Source organism: Rouxiella badensis (assembly GCF_002093665.1).
GTDB classification, from domain to species: Bacteria; Pseudomonadota; Gammaproteobacteria; order Enterobacterales; family Enterobacteriaceae; genus Rouxiella; species Rouxiella badensis.
In genome coordinates this window covers 90,510-112,442 of the sequence record NZ_MRWE01000015.1, presented here as the reverse complement: position 1 = coordinate 112,442, position 21,933 = coordinate 90,510, and the positions used below count along the sequence as shown (strand labels likewise).

The 21,933-nt window shown below is 51.0% G+C and carries 17 protein-coding genes; 11 read left to right on the top strand and 6 right to left on the bottom strand.

Annotated elements, in window-relative coordinates:
- Nucleotides 1-14: 14 nt before the first annotated feature.
- The gene (locus tag BS640_RS10965; RefSeq protein ID WP_017490822.1) at nucleotides 15-965 is read left to right on the top strand and encodes a metallophosphoesterase; all 951 of its coding nucleotides are present in this window, start codon (nucleotides 15-17) and stop codon (nucleotides 963-965) included.
- Here the strand turns inward: BS640_RS10965 and BS640_RS10960 are convergent.
- Nucleotides 899-1,660: a 2-phosphosulfolactate phosphatase gene (locus tag BS640_RS10960; RefSeq protein ID WP_084912563.1), complete on the bottom strand. Its 762-nt coding sequence runs from the start codon at nucleotides 1,658-1,660 to the stop codon at nucleotides 899-901. The two genes, BS640_RS10965 and BS640_RS10960, sit on opposite strands and share 67 nt — an antisense overlap.
- The gene (locus tag BS640_RS10955) at nucleotides 1,657-1,854 is read right to left on the bottom strand and encodes a hypothetical protein (RefSeq protein WP_084912562.1); all 198 of its coding nucleotides are present in this window, start codon (nucleotides 1,852-1,854) and stop codon (nucleotides 1,657-1,659) included. Before BS640_RS10955 ends, BS640_RS10960 begins: the two co-directional genes overlap by 4 nt.
- A 550-nt stretch (nucleotides 1,855-2,404) precedes the next feature.
- Between BS640_RS10955 and BS640_RS10950 the strand changes: the two genes are divergently transcribed.
- The 3 genes from BS640_RS10950 to BS640_RS10940 all read left to right on the top strand — a co-directional run bounded on the left by BS640_RS10950 (nucleotide 2,405) and on the right by BS640_RS10940 (nucleotide 4,690).
- Nucleotides 2,405-2,689, top strand: a complete 285-nt coding sequence (locus BS640_RS10950) for a hypothetical protein (protein WP_017490825.1) — start codon at nucleotides 2,405-2,407, stop codon at nucleotides 2,687-2,689.
- Between the two features lie 235 nt (nucleotides 2,690-2,924).
- Nucleotides 2,925-4,007 (top strand): glycosyltransferase family 9 protein, encoded by a 1,083-nt coding sequence (locus BS640_RS10945; RefSeq protein WP_084912561.1) that lies wholly within the window; start codon nucleotides 2,925-2,927, stop codon nucleotides 4,005-4,007.
- A 185-nt stretch (nucleotides 4,008-4,192) separates the two neighbouring features.
- The gene (locus BS640_RS10940) at nucleotides 4,193-4,690 is read left to right on the top strand and encodes a hypothetical protein (protein WP_084912560.1); all 498 of its coding nucleotides are present in this window, start codon (nucleotides 4,193-4,195) and stop codon (nucleotides 4,688-4,690) included.
- 54 nt (nucleotides 4,691-4,744) lie between these two features.
- Here the strand turns inward: BS640_RS10940 and BS640_RS10935 are convergent, their stop codons facing one another.
- From BS640_RS10935 to BS640_RS10925, 3 genes are read right to left on the bottom strand one after another with little or no spacing between them, the layout of a single operon-like run.
- Nucleotides 4,745-6,091, bottom strand: a complete 1,347-nt coding sequence (locus BS640_RS10935) for an LLM class flavin-dependent oxidoreductase (protein ID WP_017490829.1) — start codon at nucleotides 6,089-6,091, stop codon at nucleotides 4,745-4,747.
- 24 nt (nucleotides 6,092-6,115) lie between these two features.
- Nucleotides 6,116-6,676: a GNAT family N-acetyltransferase gene (locus BS640_RS10930; protein ID WP_017490830.1), complete on the bottom strand. Its 561-nt coding sequence runs from the start codon at nucleotides 6,674-6,676 to the stop codon at nucleotides 6,116-6,118.
- A 10-nt stretch (nucleotides 6,677-6,686) separates the two neighbouring features.
- Nucleotides 6,687-7,685, bottom strand: a complete 999-nt coding sequence (locus BS640_RS10925; protein ID WP_017490831.1) for an LLM class flavin-dependent oxidoreductase — start codon at nucleotides 7,683-7,685, stop codon at nucleotides 6,687-6,689.
- A gap of 195 nt (nucleotides 7,686-7,880) precedes the next feature.
- Between BS640_RS10925 and BS640_RS10920 the strand changes: the two genes are divergently transcribed.
- On the top strand, nucleotides 7,881-8,324 hold the full coding sequence (locus BS640_RS10920; RefSeq protein ID WP_017490832.1) for a hypothetical protein: 444 nt from the start codon (nucleotides 7,881-7,883) through the stop codon (nucleotides 8,322-8,324).
- On the opposite strand, the gene BS640_RS10915 is transcribed toward BS640_RS10920, so the two are convergent.
- Nucleotides 8,321-9,334, bottom strand: a complete 1,014-nt coding sequence (locus BS640_RS10915; protein WP_017490833.1) for a LacI family DNA-binding transcriptional regulator — start codon at nucleotides 9,332-9,334, stop codon at nucleotides 8,321-8,323. The two genes, BS640_RS10920 and BS640_RS10915, sit on opposite strands and share 4 nt — an antisense overlap.
- Before the next feature lie 347 nt (nucleotides 9,335-9,681).
- On the opposite strand from BS640_RS10915, the gene BS640_RS10910 reads away from it, so the two are divergent.
- From BS640_RS10910 to BS640_RS10885, 6 genes are all read left to right on the top strand, one after another.
- Nucleotides 9,682-10,002 (top strand): PTS sugar transporter subunit IIB, encoded by a 321-nt coding sequence (locus tag BS640_RS10910; RefSeq protein WP_017490834.1) that lies wholly within the window; start codon nucleotides 9,682-9,684, stop codon nucleotides 10,000-10,002.
- Entirely contained in the window at nucleotides 10,002-11,309 is a 1,308-nt protein-coding gene (locus tag BS640_RS10905; protein WP_017490835.1) for a PTS cellobiose transporter subunit IIC, read from the top strand. Before BS640_RS10910 ends, BS640_RS10905 begins: the two co-directional genes overlap by 1 nt.
- Nucleotides 11,310-11,311: 2 nt before the next feature.
- Nucleotides 11,312-11,650, top strand: a complete 339-nt coding sequence (locus tag BS640_RS10900; protein ID WP_084912559.1) for a PTS lactose/cellobiose transporter subunit IIA — start codon at nucleotides 11,312-11,314, stop codon at nucleotides 11,648-11,650.
- Entirely contained in the window at nucleotides 11,647-13,086 is a 1,440-nt protein-coding gene (locus BS640_RS10895; protein ID WP_084912558.1) for a glycoside hydrolase family 1 protein, read from the top strand. Before BS640_RS10900 ends, BS640_RS10895 begins: the two co-directional genes overlap by 4 nt.
- A gap of 47 nt (nucleotides 13,087-13,133) precedes the next feature.
- The gene (locus tag BS640_RS10890) at nucleotides 13,134-14,570 is read left to right on the top strand and encodes a 6-phospho-beta-glucosidase (protein ID WP_017490838.1); all 1,437 of its coding nucleotides are present in this window, start codon (nucleotides 13,134-13,136) and stop codon (nucleotides 14,568-14,570) included.
- A 130-nt stretch (nucleotides 14,571-14,700) separates the two neighbouring features.
- Nucleotides 14,701-21,894 carry a hypothetical protein gene (locus BS640_RS10885; protein ID WP_084912557.1) on the top strand — a complete coding sequence of 2,398 codons (7,194 nt, stop codon included), beginning with the start codon at nucleotides 14,701-14,703 and terminating at the stop codon, nucleotides 21,892-21,894.
- Nucleotides 21,895-21,933: the final 39 nt, after the last annotated feature.

The following is a 21,933-nucleotide window of genomic DNA, read 5'->3' as shown; positions in this document are numbered from 1 at the left end:
GCAGGAGAACGATTATGACTATTTCCCTTACCGCCGAACAGCGCCAGATTCTGGGCCACGTCGCCGCACTTTATGAGGTGCCCGAACTGGCAGAAGTGGCGCATTCCAGCACCACGCTGCGTTTTGGACTGATAGCAGACCCGCAGTACGCCGACGCCGAGCCGGGCGTCAGTCATCCTCGTTTTTATCGCAACAGCCTGTGCAAGCTCGCCAAGGCCATTACCGAGCTCAACGATCATCGCCTGGAGTTTGTGGTCACGTTGGGGGATTTGGTTGACCGCGACTGGTCAAGCTTTGCGGCCGTGCTGCCCGTTTACGACGCGCTGCGCCATCCGCATGCGGTGGTTATCGGCAATCACGACGCGCAGGTGATTACTGAATATTTGGCTGAGCAGACGCCGGTGCTTGGGTTGCCCAAGAGCTATTACCAGTTTAGTCAACCGGGATACCGTTTTATCGTCATCGACGGCAACGATCTAAGTCTTTATTGCAATGAAGGCAACGGCGAGGAGCGCCACAAAGCGCAACAGGCTCTGAATGAACTGATTGACCAGCAGCGTCCGCAGGCGCAGAGCTGGAACGGTGCCGTGGGCAGCCAGCAACTTGCCTGGATAGAGCAGGCCCTGCAGGAAGCTCAGGCTCTACAGGAGACCGTGCTGGTCTTCGGTCATTACCCGCTGGCACCGGAAAATAAACACAATCTCTGGAACTGCGACCAGCTGGTTGATTTGCTGTGTCGCTATGGGGTTCGCGCTTATTTCGCCGGTCATGACCATGAGGGTAACTATGTGCGGATAGGCAAGACCGACTTTATCACCCTTAAGGGGATGGTTGACGGTGCCGACAGGTTGCCGTTTGCGAGGGTCGAGCTCAAGGCCGGCGAGCTGACGGTTAATGGCTATGGTCCTGAAATCAGCCGCGTTTTGCCGTCGGAGATACCAACGAAGGCATCATCAACCAGCTGACAGGCCAAGTCGCTGACGTCGGGCTCGAGGCACAGGTCGACGTCAGCGGCAAAGCCACGCTCAATTAACTCTTGCGCGGAAGCGCACTCACGAAGACGGTCGAGCGGCGTTGCTCGATATACCGCCACCGCAGCTTCTGCTTCCGGGGACGGCGTTTTGCCCGCCAGATGCGCAATGATGCCGCCCGCGGCGGTGAGATCCTCAAGCGACGGACGTAAACTCCCGTCGGTCCATCTCTCGCCGCACGGCACCAGCAAAATCCTCGAAAAGCCAAGGCAGGCACGCGCCGTTGCCTTGAGGTTTCTCAAACTGCCACAGAATAGGGCGGTGGAGGCAGAAGCGACGGCTTTAGCCTTGAAGGTCGTCGCCGAGCCGTTGGGTGAAGGCAAAACCAGTCGGTTTCCTGCGCTCAGTTTCAGCAGCGACTGCGGGGAGAGTGTATACCCCGGACCGGAAAAACGACGGTCAACATGGGCCGCTTCGGCGTCTTTTTGCCGCGCATATTCCTGCGCAGACTGGTCCTTCCACGGATAAGGAAACAGCAAGGCACCGCGGTCGCAGGCGATGCTCACGCAGGTTGAAAATGACATCACGTCAATAATCACAATGCAATCCACCTCGTGCGCCAAATTTTCGACGGCGGCAATACCCCATTCGAGGCGCACCTCATAGCCGGATTGTGAAAAATAGCTCACTGATTTCTATCCTCGGTAATCTTTCCAGCGTCGAGTTTAATGATTCTGTCGGCCAGATGAGGGGGGTAAAGACCGACCAACACTTTCGCCAGCGTGGTTTTCCCGCTGCCCAGTGAAGCGTTACTAAAGCCACTCAGCAGGCTGGTGAACATGGCGACGAAAAGCAGTCCATGGGCATTTCGCACAAGATACATTAACATTTTTATTGAAGCTGTCTTGCTCTACGGCTTTTTTATGCCCAACACCGGTCTATCTTAATCTCCTCGGGTTTGCCGTCATCCCCGTCAATGTCCGTTTAGCACTATTTTCCCCTTTACAGCCAGTTTTGCCACATTTTGTCCGAATCAAGCCGTTTTATCGTTTCACCGTTACACTAGGGCAGCAACAGGCTAAACTTTACTTATTACGCGAAGACGTATTTGTATTGCTGCCAACAGGCAAGACTTTCAAGGCATTAGCGCTTCTTTGATTTCTTGAAAAAATATCATTCCACACCCCTCAAGCTGCTTGCTTACTGAGCAAATTAGTTGTACAAAATTAATGCGTGATCTGTATCACGTTTGTCACGCAAGACCTCATAGCAACTGTGATCTGTCCTATACTTTAAGAAGGGCATCAATTGGCGCTGTCTCTGAAATTAGGCGCGTAGATGGCCCCTCAAAATTGTGTGTTCCAAATGTTTTTTGCATCAGGCGAAAAAGGGTTGTAACGACATTTAATCAATTGCTAGGAGGAGGAGAAATAATGTCTGAATACCATTATTTGCTTCTGGGCGGCAGCCGCCATGGACAAAAACATGTCGATGAAAATCACCAGTTTTCCCTGTTCTTTCGCGGAGATAACTCAGGCGAACTCGCTCAGGCAAAAGCAGAGCTCTATGGCGTGCAAAACGAACGCTATAAAGTCTGTCCAGAAAAATGTGCGGATGGGCACTGGTATCTGATTGGCTATTGCGGTGCTTGTCCTGACATTCCGCTGGATGAGAAGACGAACTTGTTAATTCACAAGAACATCAAGCCAATGATGTAAAGTCTTTGACAACGTTGTACGCATTAAGCCAAACCTCGCACCTGCGGGGTTTGTTGCTTTATAAAACTCATTTCATTGATCCTCGCCGCAATGCGGGTATTATATTCGGGTATTAAAAAAACGACCCAAGTAATATTGGCCCCATAAACCCCTCTAAAAATTTAAATTTTATTAAATATTATCCTGCCGGTTTTTTTGTTTTGGCAGGGTGCACTCCCGTGGGTTGGAAATTATCATGAATTTAAAGAAAATAAAGAAGATGAACATGGCTAGGCTGGCTTTTCAAAAGAGATGGAAGATTAGAGTGGCTTCGCAGTTTTTTGATTTCCTGATAATTAAACAAGATTTATTTAACCCTCAGGCCGTTAAAACTATTTTAATATTACGTGAAGACAACAAGATTGGCGATTCCATTGTTGCCAGTGGATTGATCAAGGCGCTAGAGCGCGCGGGTTATGCTGTCGATGTTGTGACAGGCAAGGATAACGCTTTTATTTATCAGGCAGCGTCTTTTGCAGGAAAGGTTTTTTCACACTCCAGCAAGAAAAGCAGCGTATTGAAAACGGTGTGCAGGTTACGCCGCCAACAATACGATCTGTTGCTTGATTTTGGTGATGATATATCGGCTTCACATTATGCGTTTGTCAGTCTTATTAATGCAAAATACACTTTAGGGTTTAACAAGGAGGTATTTAAACGCTATAACGTCAATATTCCCTATGCGTTTTACGACAGACACGTAAGCGAAAGATATAAGACGGTGCTGCAAAAGCTTGGGCTCAGCGCAGAAAATTATCGCTACGAGATAACGATTCCGGACATCGTAGCCAACGCGGTGACGATGTTTATGGCCCCTCTTTTGCCAGGAAAACTGATTGTTATCAATCCATTTGCGGCCTGCAAAACGCGACTGATGTCCGACCATCAGCTTGGCTATGTTATCGAGAAAATTAAGCAGGTGACTCCTGATGCAGTGATTATTATTATCGGCCCTCCTGCATTAATGGAGTCACTGAAGCTCGACGCTCGGGCAATTAAGAGTCCGTTTACGAGCTTCTTGAGTGCGGCGGCAATAGTCAAGCAGGCGGACCTGATTATTACGCCAGACACCTCTTGGGTGCACCTTGCCTGTAGTTATCAGAAGCCACTTATTGCACTTTATGCCAACGCGATATTAGAAGGTGGCTTTATTAATAATAAAGTCTGGGCGCCTAATTATGCGCAGGCGACACAGATTATTACTCAAGAGAAAAACATATCATCCATAGACAACAAAAAAATAGGTGTGGAGATTGAACGCTACATGCTGGCACCTTGAGTATGAAATTAATGAAAGCGTTTGTTATTAGCCTTAAAAAGACCTTGAGAAAAGAACGGCACTATTGACGCAGTGCCAAAAAATCGGGCTTGAAACCGAGATTTTTTATGCCATTGATGGCGCTACGCTAAGCGAGGAATTTATTTCATGAAGCGTTGATAATTATTTTGCCATGGGCGCTAATTATGAAAGATGATGCGCTTATCGATGCTAATATAATCGATGTTTTAAAACGGATTGAATCGGTAAGTGATAATAAAGCCAGGGTTTATCTGTTAACTCCTCCAGAATATTATTGTCCGACAAAAAAGGCCTCTCTCGGTAATTACGTCACATTTTATCGCCTCAGCGAGGCATGTTCTACGGCAGGATATGGTGTGACACAGCAGGCTGCGAAGGCGTTAATTCACATCAATACGCCCCTTCGTTGGGAGGCAGACTGCGGGGGAATGTTTAATCTGCTTTATGGTCTCGAGATCTTGAGCCTAATACCACCCGCCATCACTGACGGCGATACCGACAAGGAAGGCTCGGGACTAGAGCAGCAGCGAGCTGTCAGGGCCGTCGAAAGGGCGGCAATTCGCTGTCGACTTAAGAGACAGGAGAAAGGTTACCCGTTCAGAAGAGCACGTCGGGTATTGCGCAAGAAGTTTCAGAAGGAATTGAGCTACGAGGTTGAATAACGAGCGGGAATAACTCTGCCTCCAGGTCGTAACGCGAGGCAGAGCATCAAAAGGTTACGCGGTAACTTTTTCCTGAGTTTTTGCCTGATTCCTGGCGAACTGGTTCTCTGGCTCGCGCAATCCCAGATTCTCACGCAGCGTGTTGCCTTCGTATTCGGTGCGGTAAAGGCCACGCTGTTGCAAAATCGGAATCACCTGTTCGATGAAATCATCAAATGCCGTTGGCGTGCCGCCGCGGACGATGAATCCGTCGGTCGCACCGGAGGTAAACCAGTGCTCGAAGCCATCGGCAACGTCTTGGGCCGTGCCGAGGAACGAAGGGCGCGGTGTGGCGGCTTCGAGTGCGGCCTGACGCAGCGTTAGCCCACGCGCTTTTGCATTGCGCTTAATCTCGTCGGTGGTGCTACGGAAGCTGTTCTGCCCTAAGTCGCCGATTTCCGGGAACGGCGCATCCAGCTCATGCTGGCTGAAATCATAGTGTTCAAAGTAGCGTCCGAGATACTCGAGCGCCTTGTCAACGGTCACCAACTGCGCGGTCTGCTGATACTTGCCCTCGGCGTCCTCCACGCTGTCACCAATAATCACGCTAGTCCCCTGGAACACGCGGATATCATCGGCGTCGCGACCTTTCTCAACCAACTGACGTTTCACGTCCTGCAGGAATTCACGGGCAAGCTCCGGCGTTTCCTGACGGGTATAAATGGCATCGGCGGCCTCGGCGGCAAAGGCTTTACCCTGCTCGGATGCACCCGCCTGGAAGACGATAGGGCGACCTTGAGGAGAACGGCCAACGTTAAGCGGTCCCTGTACAGAGTAGTATTTACCGTGGTGATTTAGGGTATGCAGCTTGTCGCGGTCGAAGAATTGTCCGCTTTCTTTGTTACGCACAAAGGCGTCTTTTTCCCATGAGTCCCACAGGCCTTTGGTCACCTGTAAATATTCGCTGGCGATACGATAGCGCTCGTCGTGCTCAGGGTGTTTATCGCGGGAAAAGTTCTTCGCCGAACCTTCAAGCGGTGAGGTCACCACGTTCCACCCGGCACGGCCGCCGCTCAGATGATCGAGACTGGCGAACTGTCTCGCCACGGTAAAGGGTTCGCTATAAGAGGTCGAAAGCGTCCCGACCAGACCAATCTTCTTAGTCACTAGCGACAGCGCGGAGAGCAGGGTAATAGGCTCAAAGCGGTTGAGGAAGTGTGGGATTGACTGCTCTGTGATATACAGGCCATCGGCCACAAACAGAAAATCAAACTTGGCCTGCTCGGCTTTCTTCGCCAATGCCTGAACGAACTCAACGTTGATGCTGGCGTCGGCCACCGCGTCAGGATGACGCCATGCCGACATATTGCCCGAAGGTCCCTGAATAATCGCTCCTAAGCGTAACTGTCTTTTTTTGCTCATTATTTTTTCCTTTATGCTGACCGGTTATACCAAAACTCGCGTGTCGGCGATGGTGCGAACGTATTCTTTCTGCTCCTGCGCCTCATAGATTTCTTGATTAAGAATCTTGCGCAGATACACCAACTCAACGCCAAGCGGGTTGATGGCGGTATGAAACGCCTCATAGCCTCGGCGCTGATACAGCGTGGTGAGCCACGGATGGCGTATCGCCGTCGCCAGAAAAACCGCCGGCGCTTTCAGCTGGTCGCGCAGGAAGGTCTCTTCGGCGTAGCTGATAATCTTCGCGCCATAGCCTTTGCCTTTGGCGCGTTCGTTCACCGCAAACCAGTGCAGAAACGGCCAGGGTGCCTCAGGCTTCTTCGGCGGTGTCCAGGGCAGTCGTACCGTAGCCGTTGCGGTTATTCCCAGCTCCGTTTCCAACAGGAAAGTGCTTTCGTTGCGGATAACCTCGCGCACGTCCTCAACGCTGGCGCGAGTAATCGTAAAATGAATATTGTGCTCTTGCAGAGAGGCATAGGCCTTTTGCAGCATACTGTGCAGCGCTTCGGCGTCTGACTCATTGGCCTGGCGAATAATTTCACTCATTAGCGGCTCCCTATGCCAAAGCCACGCTGGCGCTGGCGAGTAATTCGAGCGAGCGCAGACGGGCCTGAGACTGAGAAACCGGTGAATCGATCACAAACTCCTCAATACCATACTGCGCCTGCAATGCCTCGAGCTGCTGATGGACCTCTTCACCGGTACCGGCCAGCACTGCCGATTTGCGTTCCTCAATCTTGTGCGACGCGGCCTTCGACTGGCGAATATAGGCCTCGGCCTGCTCCAGACTGCCGACGTTGACCCGTTGGCCGTCGCTGGCGATGACGCGATAAAGCTGGCCTTCGTCGACCCACTTCTTAGCCTGTGCGCTGGTGTCGGCCGCAATCACCGGCACGGCTAGCAGAGCGCGACGGCCGCTGCTGTCGTGGGTATAGGCAGAAAGTGCACGGGAAATATCACGCTCGTCGGCGTTGAGGTGCGCGGCAAACACGAAGTTCCAGCCCAGTCGTGCAGCAAGTCTCGCGCTCTCTTCGCTGGCACCCAGCAGGAAGCGCGAGGCGGTCTGTGGAGGTTGAGGTGTAACGGAAAGCGTGTCACCGCTCTGCTCTCTGACCGGCACGGAAAGCCAGTCGTCCAGCAGTTTTAGCTGTTCTGCGAAGTCACCTTTCAACTCGGGATTGACCGCGTACTGTAACGCATGCGTTGACAGCGGCAGGCCCCCCGGCGCTTTGCCGACGCCAAGGTCGACGCGGCCTGGCGCCAGTGACGCCAGCTGGTTAAAGTTTTCGGCGACCTTAAACGGGCTGTAGTGTTGCAGCATTACGCCGCCCGAACCGACCCGCAGTTTGCGGGTGTGAGCAAGGATCCACGCAATGACAATTTCCGGTGAGGAGATAGCAAGCTTGTCGGTATTGTGATGCTCGGCCAGCCAAAAACGGTGATAACCCCACTGTTCGGCCTTTTGTGCCAGTTCCAGCGTGCGCTTGAGTGCCCCGGCAGCATCCTCATGTTCGTCAAGAGGGCTTTTGTCCAACAAACTTAAACGGTATCCCATCTTTTTTTCCTTATATTAAGCTCAGAGGGTAATGCTTTTGATTATTGGATTCGGGGGGTTGCGAAGTAAAACAACAATAGTTGCTATGAAGTTGCGCTAATTGAAATAGCGAGTAAGGGGGCGGTTTGCGGATGAAATTAAATAGGATAAAGTTGCGGACCTGCACGTTAACAATAAGTCATCCGACGGAAAAATATGTCTGAATCCTTGAACGATGAGAGTCTGAACGCCTTCAACCAGCGGCTGTTTTCGCTGGCGCAGACGCTAAAAATTGACGCCTGGGTGCCCGAAAATCAGGTGATGGACCGCGTGGCGTTAAGCTTTCGCAAGTTGCTGAATTTTCTTGCTCAACACCCGAGTGAAACCCAGCAGACGCTGCTGGTATTTCCTGCGGTGCATAAAACGCGCGATGAGCTGGTGGCGATTGTGCAGGGAATTTTTGCCGAAGCGCAGCAAAACGGCGTGTTTAGAGAAGATATTTCCGTCGCGCTGCTGGCACAGTTTTTCACCGCCATGCTGCTGCAAATGGTGCAAATTCCCGCCGACCCTGCGGGACGACATCAGCAGAGCCTGGCCGCTGCGCGACTGTTTTGCAAAGGGGCATGGCTCGGTGAAGATTTTGCTTCGCCTGAAGATTAAAGATGCGGCCCAGGTCCGCTAGAGTCACGCACGATAAGCTCGCCGGGGAACGGCTGGAGGGCATCGAACGGTCGGCCGTCCATCATATCGACTAGCTGTTTGAGCGTGGTTTCAATCATTTCTGCGACCGGTACGCGAACGGTGCTGAGCGCCGGGATGAAATACGACGCCATCTTGATATCATCAAAGCCAATCAATGAGACATCGTGCGGCACCCGTTTTCCCACCGCGTGCAGCTGATTGGCCGCACCGATCGCCATATCATCATTACTCGCCACCAGTGCGCTAAAAGAGATGTTGCGCGCGAGCAACGTTTTTGCCGCTTCGCGCCCGCTCTCCAGCGACCAGCTTCCTGCAACAACCCAGGGTTCTCGATACGCAATGTCATGTTTCTCCAGCGCCTGACGATAGCCCCGCAGGCGGCTGTCTGCAGACGGCGAACCGGGTATACCGCTGATAAAGGCGATATCGCGATGCCCGCACTGAATAAGATGGCTGACGGCGTTAAAGCTGTACTGCTGGTGGTCGGCGTACACACAGTGCTGCGGGCTATGTTCAAGTCGGCGATTGACCACAATCATCGGTTTCGAAGAGCGTTCGATGATTTGAGTCAGTTCGCCTGAATTTAAGAAACGGGGATAAACAATGATGCCGTCACAGCGTAAATCGAGCAGAAATTCGATCGCCTGACGCTCCTCTTCGGCGCTGTGTTTGCCGTCGGCGAGGATCAGCTGACGACCATAACTTTCGGTCAGCGTCGCCGTCTGGAAGAGAAGTTCGGTGAAGTAGGGGCCATTATAGAGCGTATTACTGACCATCAGTCCGATGCTCTGCGATTTGCTGGTTGCCAGGTTTCTGGCGACCAGATTAGGGCGATAACCGATTTCTTCTACCGCCTTGAAAACGCGATCGCGGGTCGTTTTGCTTACATAGCTGTTGCCGGCCAAAACGCGTGAAACGGTAGCCTTGGACACTCCGGCCTTATTGGCAACATCAAGCATGGTCTTCATTTTCTTCCCCGTAACGGCATTCCGCAGTGGACTATCGTACCTTGTTATTTATTGAACTAACAAGTTATTCGAAGAGAGCGACTTTACGCAATGGCAATAAATAACCCGCATTTATAGGTGACGATAACTATTTATATCTTCTGTTATTATTAGCCGTGTTTTAACGTTTTCCTTACGTTTAATAATATTCCCACTGCGATATTAATCCATCTGGTTGGCATTAATATTTAACGATTGCTTCCCGCGTGCGATCGCCATCACAAATCAAGCTAAGTAATCTGAAACCGGTTGCAGAAACGGCGTTGCCTTGTATATTTTGATTTAAACACTACGCCGAGGGATAAAAAATGAATAAGATCTTACTGTGCTGTGCCGCCGGAATGTCCACCAGTATGCTTGTCCAGCGCATGGAAAAATATGCTGCGCAAAATAATATCGACGTTGAGATTAACGCCATTGGTTTTGATGAGTTTAGTGAACAGATTCAGAATTATGACTGCTGTCTATTGGGGCCGCAGATCAAGTACAAACTGGCTGAGTTCAAGCAGGTTTGTGACTCGTTGAACAAGCCGATTACCGTCATCAACACCATGGACTACGGCATGATGAACGGCGAAAAAATCCTCAACGAAACGCTGAAAATGATCACCTCAGATGAGGCAAAATAATGAGCACACTCAGTGAGTCATTATTCAGCGTGATTGAGAACAGGATTAGCCCTATTGCGGCGAAACTGTCGAGTCAGCGCCACGTTGTCGCCATCAAAGACGGCTTTATCTCCTCCATGCCGTTCCTGATAGTCGGCTCATTTATGCTGCTGTTCGCCCATCCGCCGTTTAGCGCCAACAGCCAGTGGGCCTTTGCCCAGTGGTGGCTTGGCATGGTCGCCCAGCACACCGACCAAATCATGATGCCCTACAATATGACCATGGGCATCATGGCAGTCTATATTGCCGCCGCTATCTCCTACAATCTGGCAATAAGCTATAAGATGAACGGCTTTATGGCGGCTATGCTGTCGTTAATGGCGTTTCTGGTGGTTGCCTCGCCGCAAAATAATGGGTCGCTGCCGGTCGGGTCACTCGGTGGGGAAGGGATATTTACCGCCATTCTTGTCAGCCTTTATTCCACCGAATTAATGCACTTCCTGCAAAAGCATAATATTGGCTTTACATTACCCGAGCAGGTGCCGCCAAAAATAAGGCAGTCATTTGACTTGTTAATTCCTATTCTTGCAATATTTATTACCCTGTTCCCACTAAGCCTTTTTATTCAGCATCAGTTTGGCCTGTTATTACCGCAGGCGATAATGTCAATTTTTGCGCCGATTATTTCCGCTTCAGATTCATTACCCGCGATTTTAATTGCCGTGCTGTTGTGTCATCTGCTGTGGTTTGCTGGTATTCACGGCGCCGTTATCGTCGGGGGAATATTGCAGGCCTTTTGGCTCACCAACCTGGGCATTAACCAGCAGGAGCTCAATGCCGGTCAACCGCTGACCCAAATCTTCATCGAACCCTTCTGGCAGTTCTTTATCGTGGTAGGTGGCTCGGGTTCAACCATGGGGCTGGTATTCCTCTACTTGCGCAGCAAGTCAGCGCATCTCCGCTCGATTGGCAAGCTGGGGCTGGTGCCAAGCATGTTCAATATCAACGAACCGGTAATTTTTGGTTCACCGGTAGTGATGAATCCGCTGCTGTTTATTCCGTTCATTACCGCGCCGCTGGTTAATGCGGTCATTGCCTACACGGCGACGCGCACCAGTCTGGTGAACCACGTGGTGTCGCTCGCCCCCTGGACCACGCCAGGGCCAATAGGCGCCGCCTGGTCTACGGGTTGGGATTATCGGGCGATTATTCTGGTCGGCGTGCTTATTTGTGTCTCGACGCTTATCTACTACCCGTTCTTCAAAATGTATGAAAAACAGCTGCTTGAGCAGGAAGAGCCCAGTCTGCAACCGGTGGAGAATAACTGATTATGGAACTTGAAAACGTCGTTATGGAACTGATTATTCATGCCGGAGAAGCACGTTCCTGTTCGATGGAGGCGCTGAGTGCGGCGAGAAAAGGCGACTGGCCGCTGGCTGATCAGCATCTCACCGAAGCCAAGGCTGCGGCACGCGAGGCGCATCTGATTCAGACCCAGCTTATCGGTGCCGATGAGGGCGCGGGCAAGATCCCGGTCAGCCTGATACTGGTTCACGCACAGGACCATCTGATGAACGCCATGCTCTGTCGCGACCTGGTCGAAGAGCTGATTTATTTGCATCGCGAAGTTTCTGCATTGAAGAATCATCAATCAAGGAGAGCGTCATGAAACATCAACGTATCAAGCCTTTCCCACAGGGTTTTCTCTGGGGGGCATCGACCTCGGCCTATCAGGTCGAGGGTGCCTGGAACGAAGACGGCAAAGGCCCGTCGGTGATAGATAAGGCGATTTTTGATGCCGAACTCAGCGATTTCAAGGTCACCAGCGACCACTATCATCACCTCGAACAGGACGTGGCGCTGTTCGCCGAACTGGGTCTGAAGACCTACCGTTTTTCCATTTCATGGGCACGACTCTTTCCTCAGGGCAACGGTGAGATTAACCCTAAAGGGGCGGCGTTTTACCAGCGCCTGATTGACCTGCTTTGCCAGCACAAGATAGAGCCGCTGGTCACGCTGTACCATTTTGATTTGCCGTGGGCCTTGCAGGAGAAGGGCGGTTGGTCTAATCGTGAAACGATAGATGCCTTCGAGCGCTATTCCCGCACGGCTTTTGAGCTCTATGGGGATAGGGTCAATTACTGGCTGACTATCAATGAACAAAACATGATGATCCTCAAAGGCGAGGTAATAGGCACGTTGCCGCCGGGGACGCCTGACCCGCAGAAGGTGTTGTATCAGCAGAACCACCATATGATGCTGGCGCAGGCTAAAGCGATGATAGTCTGCCACGAGATGCTGCCGCATGCCAAGATTGGTCCAGCGCCCAATATTTCCTGCGTTTACCCTGCCAGCGCACGACCCGAAGACGTGTTGGCCGCCAACAACTTCAGCGCAATTCGCAACTGGCTGTACCTTGATCTGGGGTGCTATGGCGTTTATAACGCGGTGGCCTGGAGCTTTATGGAAGAAAAAGGCTATTTGCCGCAGATAACCGACGAAGAAATGGCGTTACTGCGCCGAGGTAAGCCGGACTTTATCGCCTTTAACTATTACGCCTCGGCCACGGTGGGGGCTGACGAGTCCACCAATGTTCGCGAGCACGGCGAGCCGTCCAAAGCCGTCGACCAGCAGTTGGCCGGTATCGACACCAGCGTTTACGCCGGTATGAACAACCCTTATCTGAAGAGAAACCAGTTTAACTGGTATATCGACCCTGTCGGTTTTCGCATTACGGCTCGTGAAATCTATGAACGCTATCGTCTGCCGATGATCGTTACTGAAAATGGCCTCGGCGCGTTCGACAAGCTTGAGGCGGGCAATAAGGTCTACGACGACTATCGCATTCACTACCTGCGCCAGCATCTTGAACAGCTGCAACTGGCGGTCAGCGACGGTGTCGAGATGTTCGGCTATTGTCCGTGGTCAGCGATTGACCTGGTCAGCACCCATCAGGGGATTGGCAAACGCTACGGCTTTATTTACGTCAATCGTGATGAAAAAGACCTTAAAGATCTCGCGCGCTTCAAGAAGAAAAGTTTTGTCTGGTATCAGCACGTTATCCAGTCTAATGGCGCTAATCTTGACCCACAGGTCGAGTATTAATCCCCGCCAAAACTCTTACAATTTTGAGCAAATACTGAGGAAAAAATATGTCTACCAGACAATTGCCGGATGATTTTCTGTGGGGCGGCGCCGTGGCCGCTCATCAGGTTGAAGGCGGATGGGATAAGGGCGGCAAGGGGCCGAGCATCGTTGATGTACTAACCGCCGGTGCGCACGGCGTGCAGCGTGAAATAACCGACGGTGTCAAAACAGGGTTCAGCTATCCGAATCATCAGGCGGTGGAGTTTTATTCACACTATAAAGACGATATCGCGCTCTTTGCCGAGATGGGATTTAAGTGTTTTCGTACCTCTATCGCCTGGTCGCGCATTTTCCCCAACGGCGATGAGCAGCAGCCTAACGAGGCGGGGCTTAAGTTCTACGACGACCTGTTTGACGAGTTACTCAAGCATAATATTGAGCCTGTGATAACCCTATCGCACTTTGAGATGCCATATCATCTGGTTAAAGAATACGGCGGTTGGTTGAATCGTAAGGTGGTCGATTTCTTCGTCCATTTCAGCAACGTGGTGATGGAGCGCTACAAGGGCAAGGTCAAATATTGGATGACCTTCAATGAAATCAACAACCAGCGCAACTGGAAGCTCCCCTTGTTCGGGTATTCCTGCTCCGGGGTGATTTTCATCGAACAGCCTAATCCAGAACAAGCGATGTATCAGGTATTGCATCACCAGTTTGTGGCGAGTGCCAGAGTGGTAAAAGACGGTCATGCGATTAACCCTGACTTTAAAATCGGCTGCATGCTGGCAATGGTGCCGATTTATCCGTGGTCGTGCGACCCTGATGACGTGATGTTTGCGCAGGAACAGATGCGCCAGCGCTATCTTTTTGGCGACGTGCAGATGCGTGGCTACTATCCTTCCTACATTCTCAAAGAGTGGGAAAGCAAAGGCTACTCCATTGAAATGCATCCAGAAGACGCCAAGACGCTGCGCGAAGGCTGCACCGATTATCTCGGTTTCAGCTATTACATGAGCACGGCGGTACAGTACGCGGCCAGATTTGAAGAGGTTGGAATGGTCTCCGTAGAAGGGGGAAAACGCAATCCCCACGTCGCGGCTTCCGAATGGGGTTGGCAAATTGATCCGGTGGGTCTGCGCTACACCCTCAACGCGCTGTATGAGCGTTATCAAAAGCCGTTATTCATCGTCGAAAATGGTTTTGGCGCAGTGGATACGCCAGAGGCCGACGGCACTATCAACGACGACTACCGCATTGATTATCTGCGGGCTCATATCGAAGAGATGAAAAAAGCGGTGATTGACGACGGCGTTGACCTGATGGGCTACACGCCCTGGGGTTGCATTGACTGTGTGTCCTACACGACCGGCCAGTACAGCAAGCGTTACGGGTTTATCTATGTTGATAAGCATGATGATAATTCCGGCACCCTTAAACGTTCCAAGAAAAAGAGCTTCGACTGGTATAAAGGCGTGATCGCCAGCGGCGGCAGAGATTTATAGTCTTGCTGACAAACCTTTACCTCCGCCAGATGTAAAAATCCATAAGAACTGTACGACTTTCATAAATTACGATTCACCTGATGAAATATAGTTTTGAATAATTATTCTTAACTATTCATCAGGTAATCGTATGGCGCCCCTCGTTAATCTATCTTCAACCCATCTCCCTCCTTCGTCTCTCGATCCTGAGAGCCAGGCCAAATGCTCCAGCCCGATGAAAGCGAAAGAGGCGGGAATTTTTATTTCAAAGGAAGAGCGAGCCAACCTTGACAGCCTGGTGGAGAAAATCAGCAATGACGGAAACTGGCAGGGTGATAAAAGCGTGTGCGAACTGCTTGTTCTGGTTGTTAACGATGAGGATTTCCTACGAGCCTTAAAGGACACCGTTTTTAAACTCAAAAAAGATGTCAACGTGACCGCTGATGAGACGGCGGATAAGCACAGCCTGCTCAGTGCCCTGCTGGAAGAACCTGCTAACCCGACGCCGGTTGAAACGGCAGATTTTCTAAGGCTTATCAAAGGCGAACTCGCCACTCACCCCGATAAATGGGCGAACACACTGTCGACGTTTACTCAGGCGACTGCGAAGTTCAGTGAAACAATGACCGACGAACTCCCTGCCTTCAAAATGTTTCATAAAAAAGGCCATAGCCCGGAGAAACCGACGTTGGTCCTGGATGTTTTGAACCGCCTTCCGGCGGACCTCGACGCGCTGCAAAAGACAATGCCGCCTCAGTATCAATACACCCTAAAGAAATTGCAGGAGGTGACGCAGAATTTACTTCGGGAGGTGCAGGATTCTCCGCAGGTGCTAACCAGGCAATCCGACGTTATTGAAGCGCATAGGACCAGCCAGTCGGTCAACCAGCTAAACGCGATCGTGACCGCCCTGGTCAAAACCGTTGACGCCATTGAACTGGCTGCCAGGCTCCAGGACCCTGAAAACGCGGCGAAGATCGACAAGGCACAGGTGGCCACGTTGGTTGAAGGGGCAGTAGATTTAATGCTGGGTGAGGGTAAGGCGACCGCGTCAGACGCGGCGCTGGACCAACTCAGGCGCGAGGTGGAAAAGACGTTGCTGGAGAAGGCCTCACCGGAACTGAAAGCGCTGGTGAATACGGTGAAACGTCAGTCGCTCGATAACCACACGCGGTCAATGATGGCGGTGCTGAAGGAAACTGCCAAAGGGATAAAGACAGCGGCCAAGGCTGCAGATGCGTATACCAAAACCATGCCGGGTAACTTATTTAACACCGAACCCAAGGAGATCCGTCAGCAATTTGGAAAGCTGGCACCGCATATCTTCATTGCTGGCCACATCGGTAATGCGGCTGACGAGCTGAAGGCGATTGCCGCCGAATTAACCAGGGTCGCCACGCCTGAGAGTTTCCTGCATAAGGCTAATACCGTGGTGCAGACGGGTTTAGAAAAATTTAGCCTGAAACAGATAGAGAAGTTCCCAAATTATGTTCAAAAAAAGCTACAGAATGTTAAAGCTGCTGCTCAACACCAGATAGATAACCTTCAGGCTTCTGCGCTACGCGGAGTTAGGGTACTGGACTCTATGGTTGACGATAAACGGGTTGTCGAGCAGCCCATAGGTCGCGTTGTCATCCCAAAACGCGTGGCCACAGGGCCGAGCAACGCGGAGTTACAGGGGATCGGACTCATCAAGATGCTGCGTGGAGATATAGCGAAACCCGTAGTCTGCCAATTTAAGGCGCCCCCGGTCACGCTTTTGGCCGATGCACAGAAGTTTCTCGACGCCGTCGACGGGTTGCAGTCGGCTGCGGAAACCTATGCGTCGGCCAGCAAAAAATCACCTCACATTGAGGAACCCAAGGCAGGGCCGGTTGGTGATATAGAGAAGGCACTTGAGGCGGTAGCAAAAACGCTGCTTGAAGAGATTAATCCCTCACATATCAAGCGGGTTAATCGCGCGCAGGAAAAATCCCAGGCGCTGGACGCCTATAGGCAGGCTGCGGAGTCGGCCCACCGCGTTGCCACTCAAATAGAAACGACGCTGGTGAGCACCCTTCGAAAGGGGCTAGAAAGTCTCGATCTGCCGCGCAGTCAAGGTGAGGATAAACAGATCCGTCAACTGTCACAGGTCTTGCTTTTGGCATCATTAGAACTGGTTGATGCTGCGACCCTGTTAAAGGGGGCGACGAAGCCGTCTGAAAATGGCGATATCAAGACTCAGTTAAAGACCTTGTCTGAGGTAAAAGAAACAATTGAAGCCATTAATGCGAAGATTAAAAAGGCGGCTAAAAACCACCTTGGTGAGAACATACACCGTCATTCTCGCGATGGCCGCCTGGCGAAAGGGGTCGGCATGTGGAGCAAGGATCAGCTGGAAGCCTTCGCCAGTGAGCACCCCAATGCCGACCCTGCGGTCATCAAAATAGCGATGACGAAAATTTTCAAAGACGTTGCTGAAAAGAATTTTGCGAAAGTCAGCGACCCCGAAGGCAGGTTCCTGCAAGAAAGAGTGGCACTAGCGATAAACGATGCGTTTGATGGGAACATGTCACTGCCGCCCGATCAACAACAACTGCTGGCGAAAAGCGACACCTTTGATCGGTACCTGGTCAAGTGGGGTGGCAAAAAAATCAGTTCACGTGGGGTTTACGCGGTGGTCACTGCGGCGGTGGGACTGGGTGACGTGACGCTGAATCGGATGATTTCCTTTCATCCTAACAGGCAGTTGCTGATGCCGCGAATGGGCTATATTAAGGCGCTGTTAGCGCCTGTCACGATTGGCTTAGGGGTGAGAGCCCTGAAAAATTGTCTTTTGCCGGGGCAGGGCTCGGCTGATGCCGCGATTAAAACCTATCTGGAACGTGAAATTCCTAATGCCGTTGCCCGCCTTGTCACCGGCCTGCTCCCGGCCGGAGCTAGCCTGGCGCTTGCCGCGCCGTTGGCCGGTTTCGGGCTGTATCAGAAGGACCGAATGCAGTTCCTTGCCAGTGCGGTAAAGCGGTTCGGCACGGACAGCTCCTTCGCCTCAGTCTCTGCGGTAGCAATCGCCACGCAGAACAGGCTGTCGGCAGGTAAGGTACCGGCGCCGAAAGCCCCGCTGGCGGCGACCCGCAGTGAACGCATTGCCTCTGAGCGTGAAGCGCTTCAGGAGAATGTGCTTACGCGCGGCAAACGCTCGACGGGCACTGCCGGGGGAATGCAACAGGATGACTTAAACGTCAAAGCTAGCCTGGATGAGGCGCTGCTGGACAAAAATCCTCTTTATCAGCAAAACCGCCTCGACAGCCCGCTGCTGTGGGCGAAAAACCACCTCGAGGACAAGCTGCGTAACGCGGGGTATCAACGAACTATCGATTGGGATACTAAAGTTAAGGTCTATAGCATCCCGTTTTCAGCCGCCTCCGACAGATTGGCAGACGAAAGGCATCAGCAACGGCCTAAACTTCTGGAAACCATTAGTCTGCTGGATTATGCCTTTAAGACCTATGCGCGTAAGGACTATGCCAGTTTAGGGAATGAGTTGAAATTTGAAGCTGAAAAAGATGGGATGCAAAGAGCTGTGCATATTCTCAAAAATGAAGATGTGCAAAAGGCTTATATTGATGAGTTAAAAAGGTTTTATCAACGTCCGGAAATAAAAGATCTTTCAGAAAAATATATAGTTTCAAGAATGAGAAGCATCGTCAATACTCATTTCGACAACTCGGTAGGCCGTAGCGCTTTAAGCAAAAATGAGGTACTGGAGCAAATTAGCCGCGGTGAGGTTGAGTTGCTCGAGCTTGACGGCAAATACGTCACCGACATGGCCTGTATCAAGAAACCTGGCGGTGAGGTTTTATATCTCTCTCTGACCAGTGGGCAAGGTTTTGAGGCGCAATGGAGCACGGCGGGGCTAAAGTTTAAAGATAAGGCAACAGGAGATGAGTTCTTCAAGCAGGTGAAAAAAGGATTAAAACGGGATGATTTCATGAGAGCAAAGGATGTGGTGGTTGATGCTAGCGGCCTGTTACCGTCCCCAAAAAAAATTATCCCAAAATCAAAAATGCGGATTATGATCGGGGGACCGGCACCTATACCCGTTAACATTAATCCCCCTCCCAGACTTACCACATTGACTTCAAGTAAGGGGTATGCCAGCGCGCTACTTAACTTAAAAATTCACCACGCCCAGCAAGATGCCGACTACCTGATGAAGTCCGATAATGAAATTCTGGGTGACGATATTGTTAACGCTATCGGTACTCTGGGGACTGCTGCGGCCCTGTTTGCCATGCCGTTTACCGGCGGTGCAAGCGGCGTTGCTGTCACGCTATCAGGTAAAGCGCTGGCATTTCTTGGGACGGCATCGGCAAGCTGGTCATTGACACTTGCCACCGGCGTGGTGCCGAAACTGCTTCAGGCCGCCATGGCTGACAGGCAGGAAGAAGCCCGCAATGCGATGATTGATGCTGCTGTGGGGATAATATCAGAGGCGGGTGGGCAAGCTGCCGGTGAATTGCTGAGCCGTTCGTTATCCCTCCTCGCTGGAAAGATGAATATTACCGTTGACCAATTGCCCGCTGAGCTTAAAACCAGAATGGAAAATTTCATCGACTCGAAAATCAAAAAGGCAGACAGTCATTTTTCGGATTCTGGATCAACTCTTTCAACCAGCTCTGTTTCCTCGGGGACAAGGAGCCTAAACGGCACCACGGATTCGGGTATTGCCAGCGGTTCCAGGAGCTCTGGCACTGGCAACAGTTCAGAGAGAGTGAGTCATGCCAGCAGTTCGGGCGATTCAGGCTATAACGATTTCAAGTTTATCGATGATGTCGACGATCTTCCCACCACGCCGTTGGATATTTCCGACCTTAAAACCACCTTGAATACTGAGTTTGACGCTAAAACGGAGGTCTTCAAAGCCCGATTCGGCAAGCGAGAGAATGCTCTCGAGAATGAATCCAATTACCGGACCCTCGCCTTTGAAGCCCGAAAGCTGGGGTATAACGTTGACGTCGGCTATGTGCACGCGGTCCGTGAAAATGCCTCAACCCAGCCTGCGTTGATCGTTAAAGTGTCAAAACCCGGAACAGAAGACCAATACATTTACTTCAAAAGCAGGACAATCAGCACGACTGATACACCAGGCACCACCTTCGGTGAAAAAGAGGCTGCCAAGGCGTTCGACGCCAATAATTTCAATAAAAATTATATCGCGGACATGGAATTTACCGATAACGCGGTACAAATCGACTGGCATAAAAATTTCAGCATGCTGGATCAGACCTTCTCGAGCACCCCTCCCTATGCTGCCAGGCACGCCTCGTCATTTACAGAAATCAGCCATCGCCCCGACTGGTATAGAGCGCAGCAGCTTGATGAGTCCTTAACCCATTTTGGTCGTCGTAGTTCAATGCCTAACGATGCTATTTCCCATCGGTCAGGCTCTCGACGCGGAGGTGAAAGGAAAATCGACGCTTCAGCGCTGCAATACTGGGACAATAAGGCACGGATGCGAAGCGGAGTGGAAGGGGTGATCATTAGCTGGGCTGCTAATCGCAGCGTAAACAAGGGAGCGGCGGCATGGAAAAGTGCACTCGGCAGTACGGCGGAACAACCTTATTCACTTGCCGAAATATCGACTAATGTTGATAGGCTGGGCAGCGGTATACGTTATAAAAATACCCCGTCGGGCACCCTGGTGGTAGGTGTCTCACTGAATTCGATGGTGCAGGAGGGGGAAAGCACCAATGTCAATATCATGGGCTACAGAGTGCGAACTATTGGCAACCGTACCCCGAAAGACAAGCTCCATGCTTATGGCCATACTCAGGTCAATGAAGCCGCAGAGTCTGCAACCTTTACGGCTAAACATCTTAACTATACGCGGGCGCGGGAGAAGGTGGCTAATGGCACCTGGAGTGAAGCAGACCGCGCGATGAATGCCCGATATAGCGCAATAAAGGCTAAATTAGGCGACACGGTGGATATATCGACACTGAATATTCCCGTTGTGCTAGTGCTTGATAAGTTGAAAATTCCCGGTTACGTTGAAGGGCAGCCCATACCGGGCGTGATACCCCGTGACGCTATCGTCGGTGCGATCAGCGACGGTGGAGACGTTGATGCTGTGGCCAACGTGATGGAGAAATTGCTGAATAAACGCATTCCGGTCAGCCATGCAGGCATTGAAGAAACGCCGGAGTCGATAGCTAAAAGAGAGATAACCACCGATTTAAAACAAACGAGAGATATCAGCACAATGCCTCAGGCTGAAAAATGGATTGCAGACAAAATAAAATTAAAGGGTGAAGGTGTCACAATAAAATATCCACCAAATATTATTCGAGCTCTGCAAAATCATTTAGAGCCAAAGCTGCTTCCCATGATTAACGAGGCAAGGAACGATATTAAGACTGCGCTGCCAGCGAGGCTCCAATTCTTTCTAGAACAATTTCAGCCCATAAAGGATTTTCTCAATACGTGTACTCAAGGTGCTGACTCACTGGCATCAGGCAACGTCGAAGCGCCCACTGCGCGGTTGTCTAAAAGCGATTTAATACATTTATACACTCTATTGATGGCTGAAGGTATATCTACAAAAGAGGATGCATATTATTTTCTCGAAAGTATGGAAAAAAATATGATGCAGGTCGGGGATCGGCTGGGCTCGAGAAGGTTGCCTCAAAATTTAATCGATTTCTTAAGCACAAAAATACCGGACTTTACTCTTTTTCTCACCCCCCTTGGTGAAACCGTTGGCAGTAAACCAGGAGAATATTCTGTCAAACTTGCAGATATCCAGCGTCTTAAAAGCATGCTTGAACCCGCTGTTAGTCACGTTGCCGAGGCACAGAGCTGGCTTGAAACCCATGCAGCTTCAATGGGAGAGTATGACCAAATACAGCTGCCGCGCAATGTTATCAGGGTTGTGCAAGGAAGTGATGTCGACATTAACAGCATTCTGGCATTGCGTGGGGTAAGGTCGCCAACCGCGGGCAAATTAGTTGATAAGGAACTGCTGGAGATGCTTATTGATATACTCGAGAACAATAACAAATCCGAGGTGCTGAAGAATAACGATGACGCCCACAGACTGCTGTTGCAAATAAAAAATAATATAGCGAACGGTAAAGCTGGCGTAGGGACTTTACCAGTAAAACTAATCCGATATATGGAAAGTCAGAACGTTAAGGTTAGTGAGTTTTTGGTTAAACATGGCGATCTTAGTTTGGCTATTGGCCTGGCTGAAAAACGCGGTGTTGCTCCAGCGCTGGCCGCAAGCCATATGCAGGCTGAGCACATTATGGTCAATGAATTGCAGGTTCAGCAATTAATTGACCTGCTTGCTCAAAGTACCTAAACAATCGTGGCTATTTAACATCTTAGATTGAGGTCATGC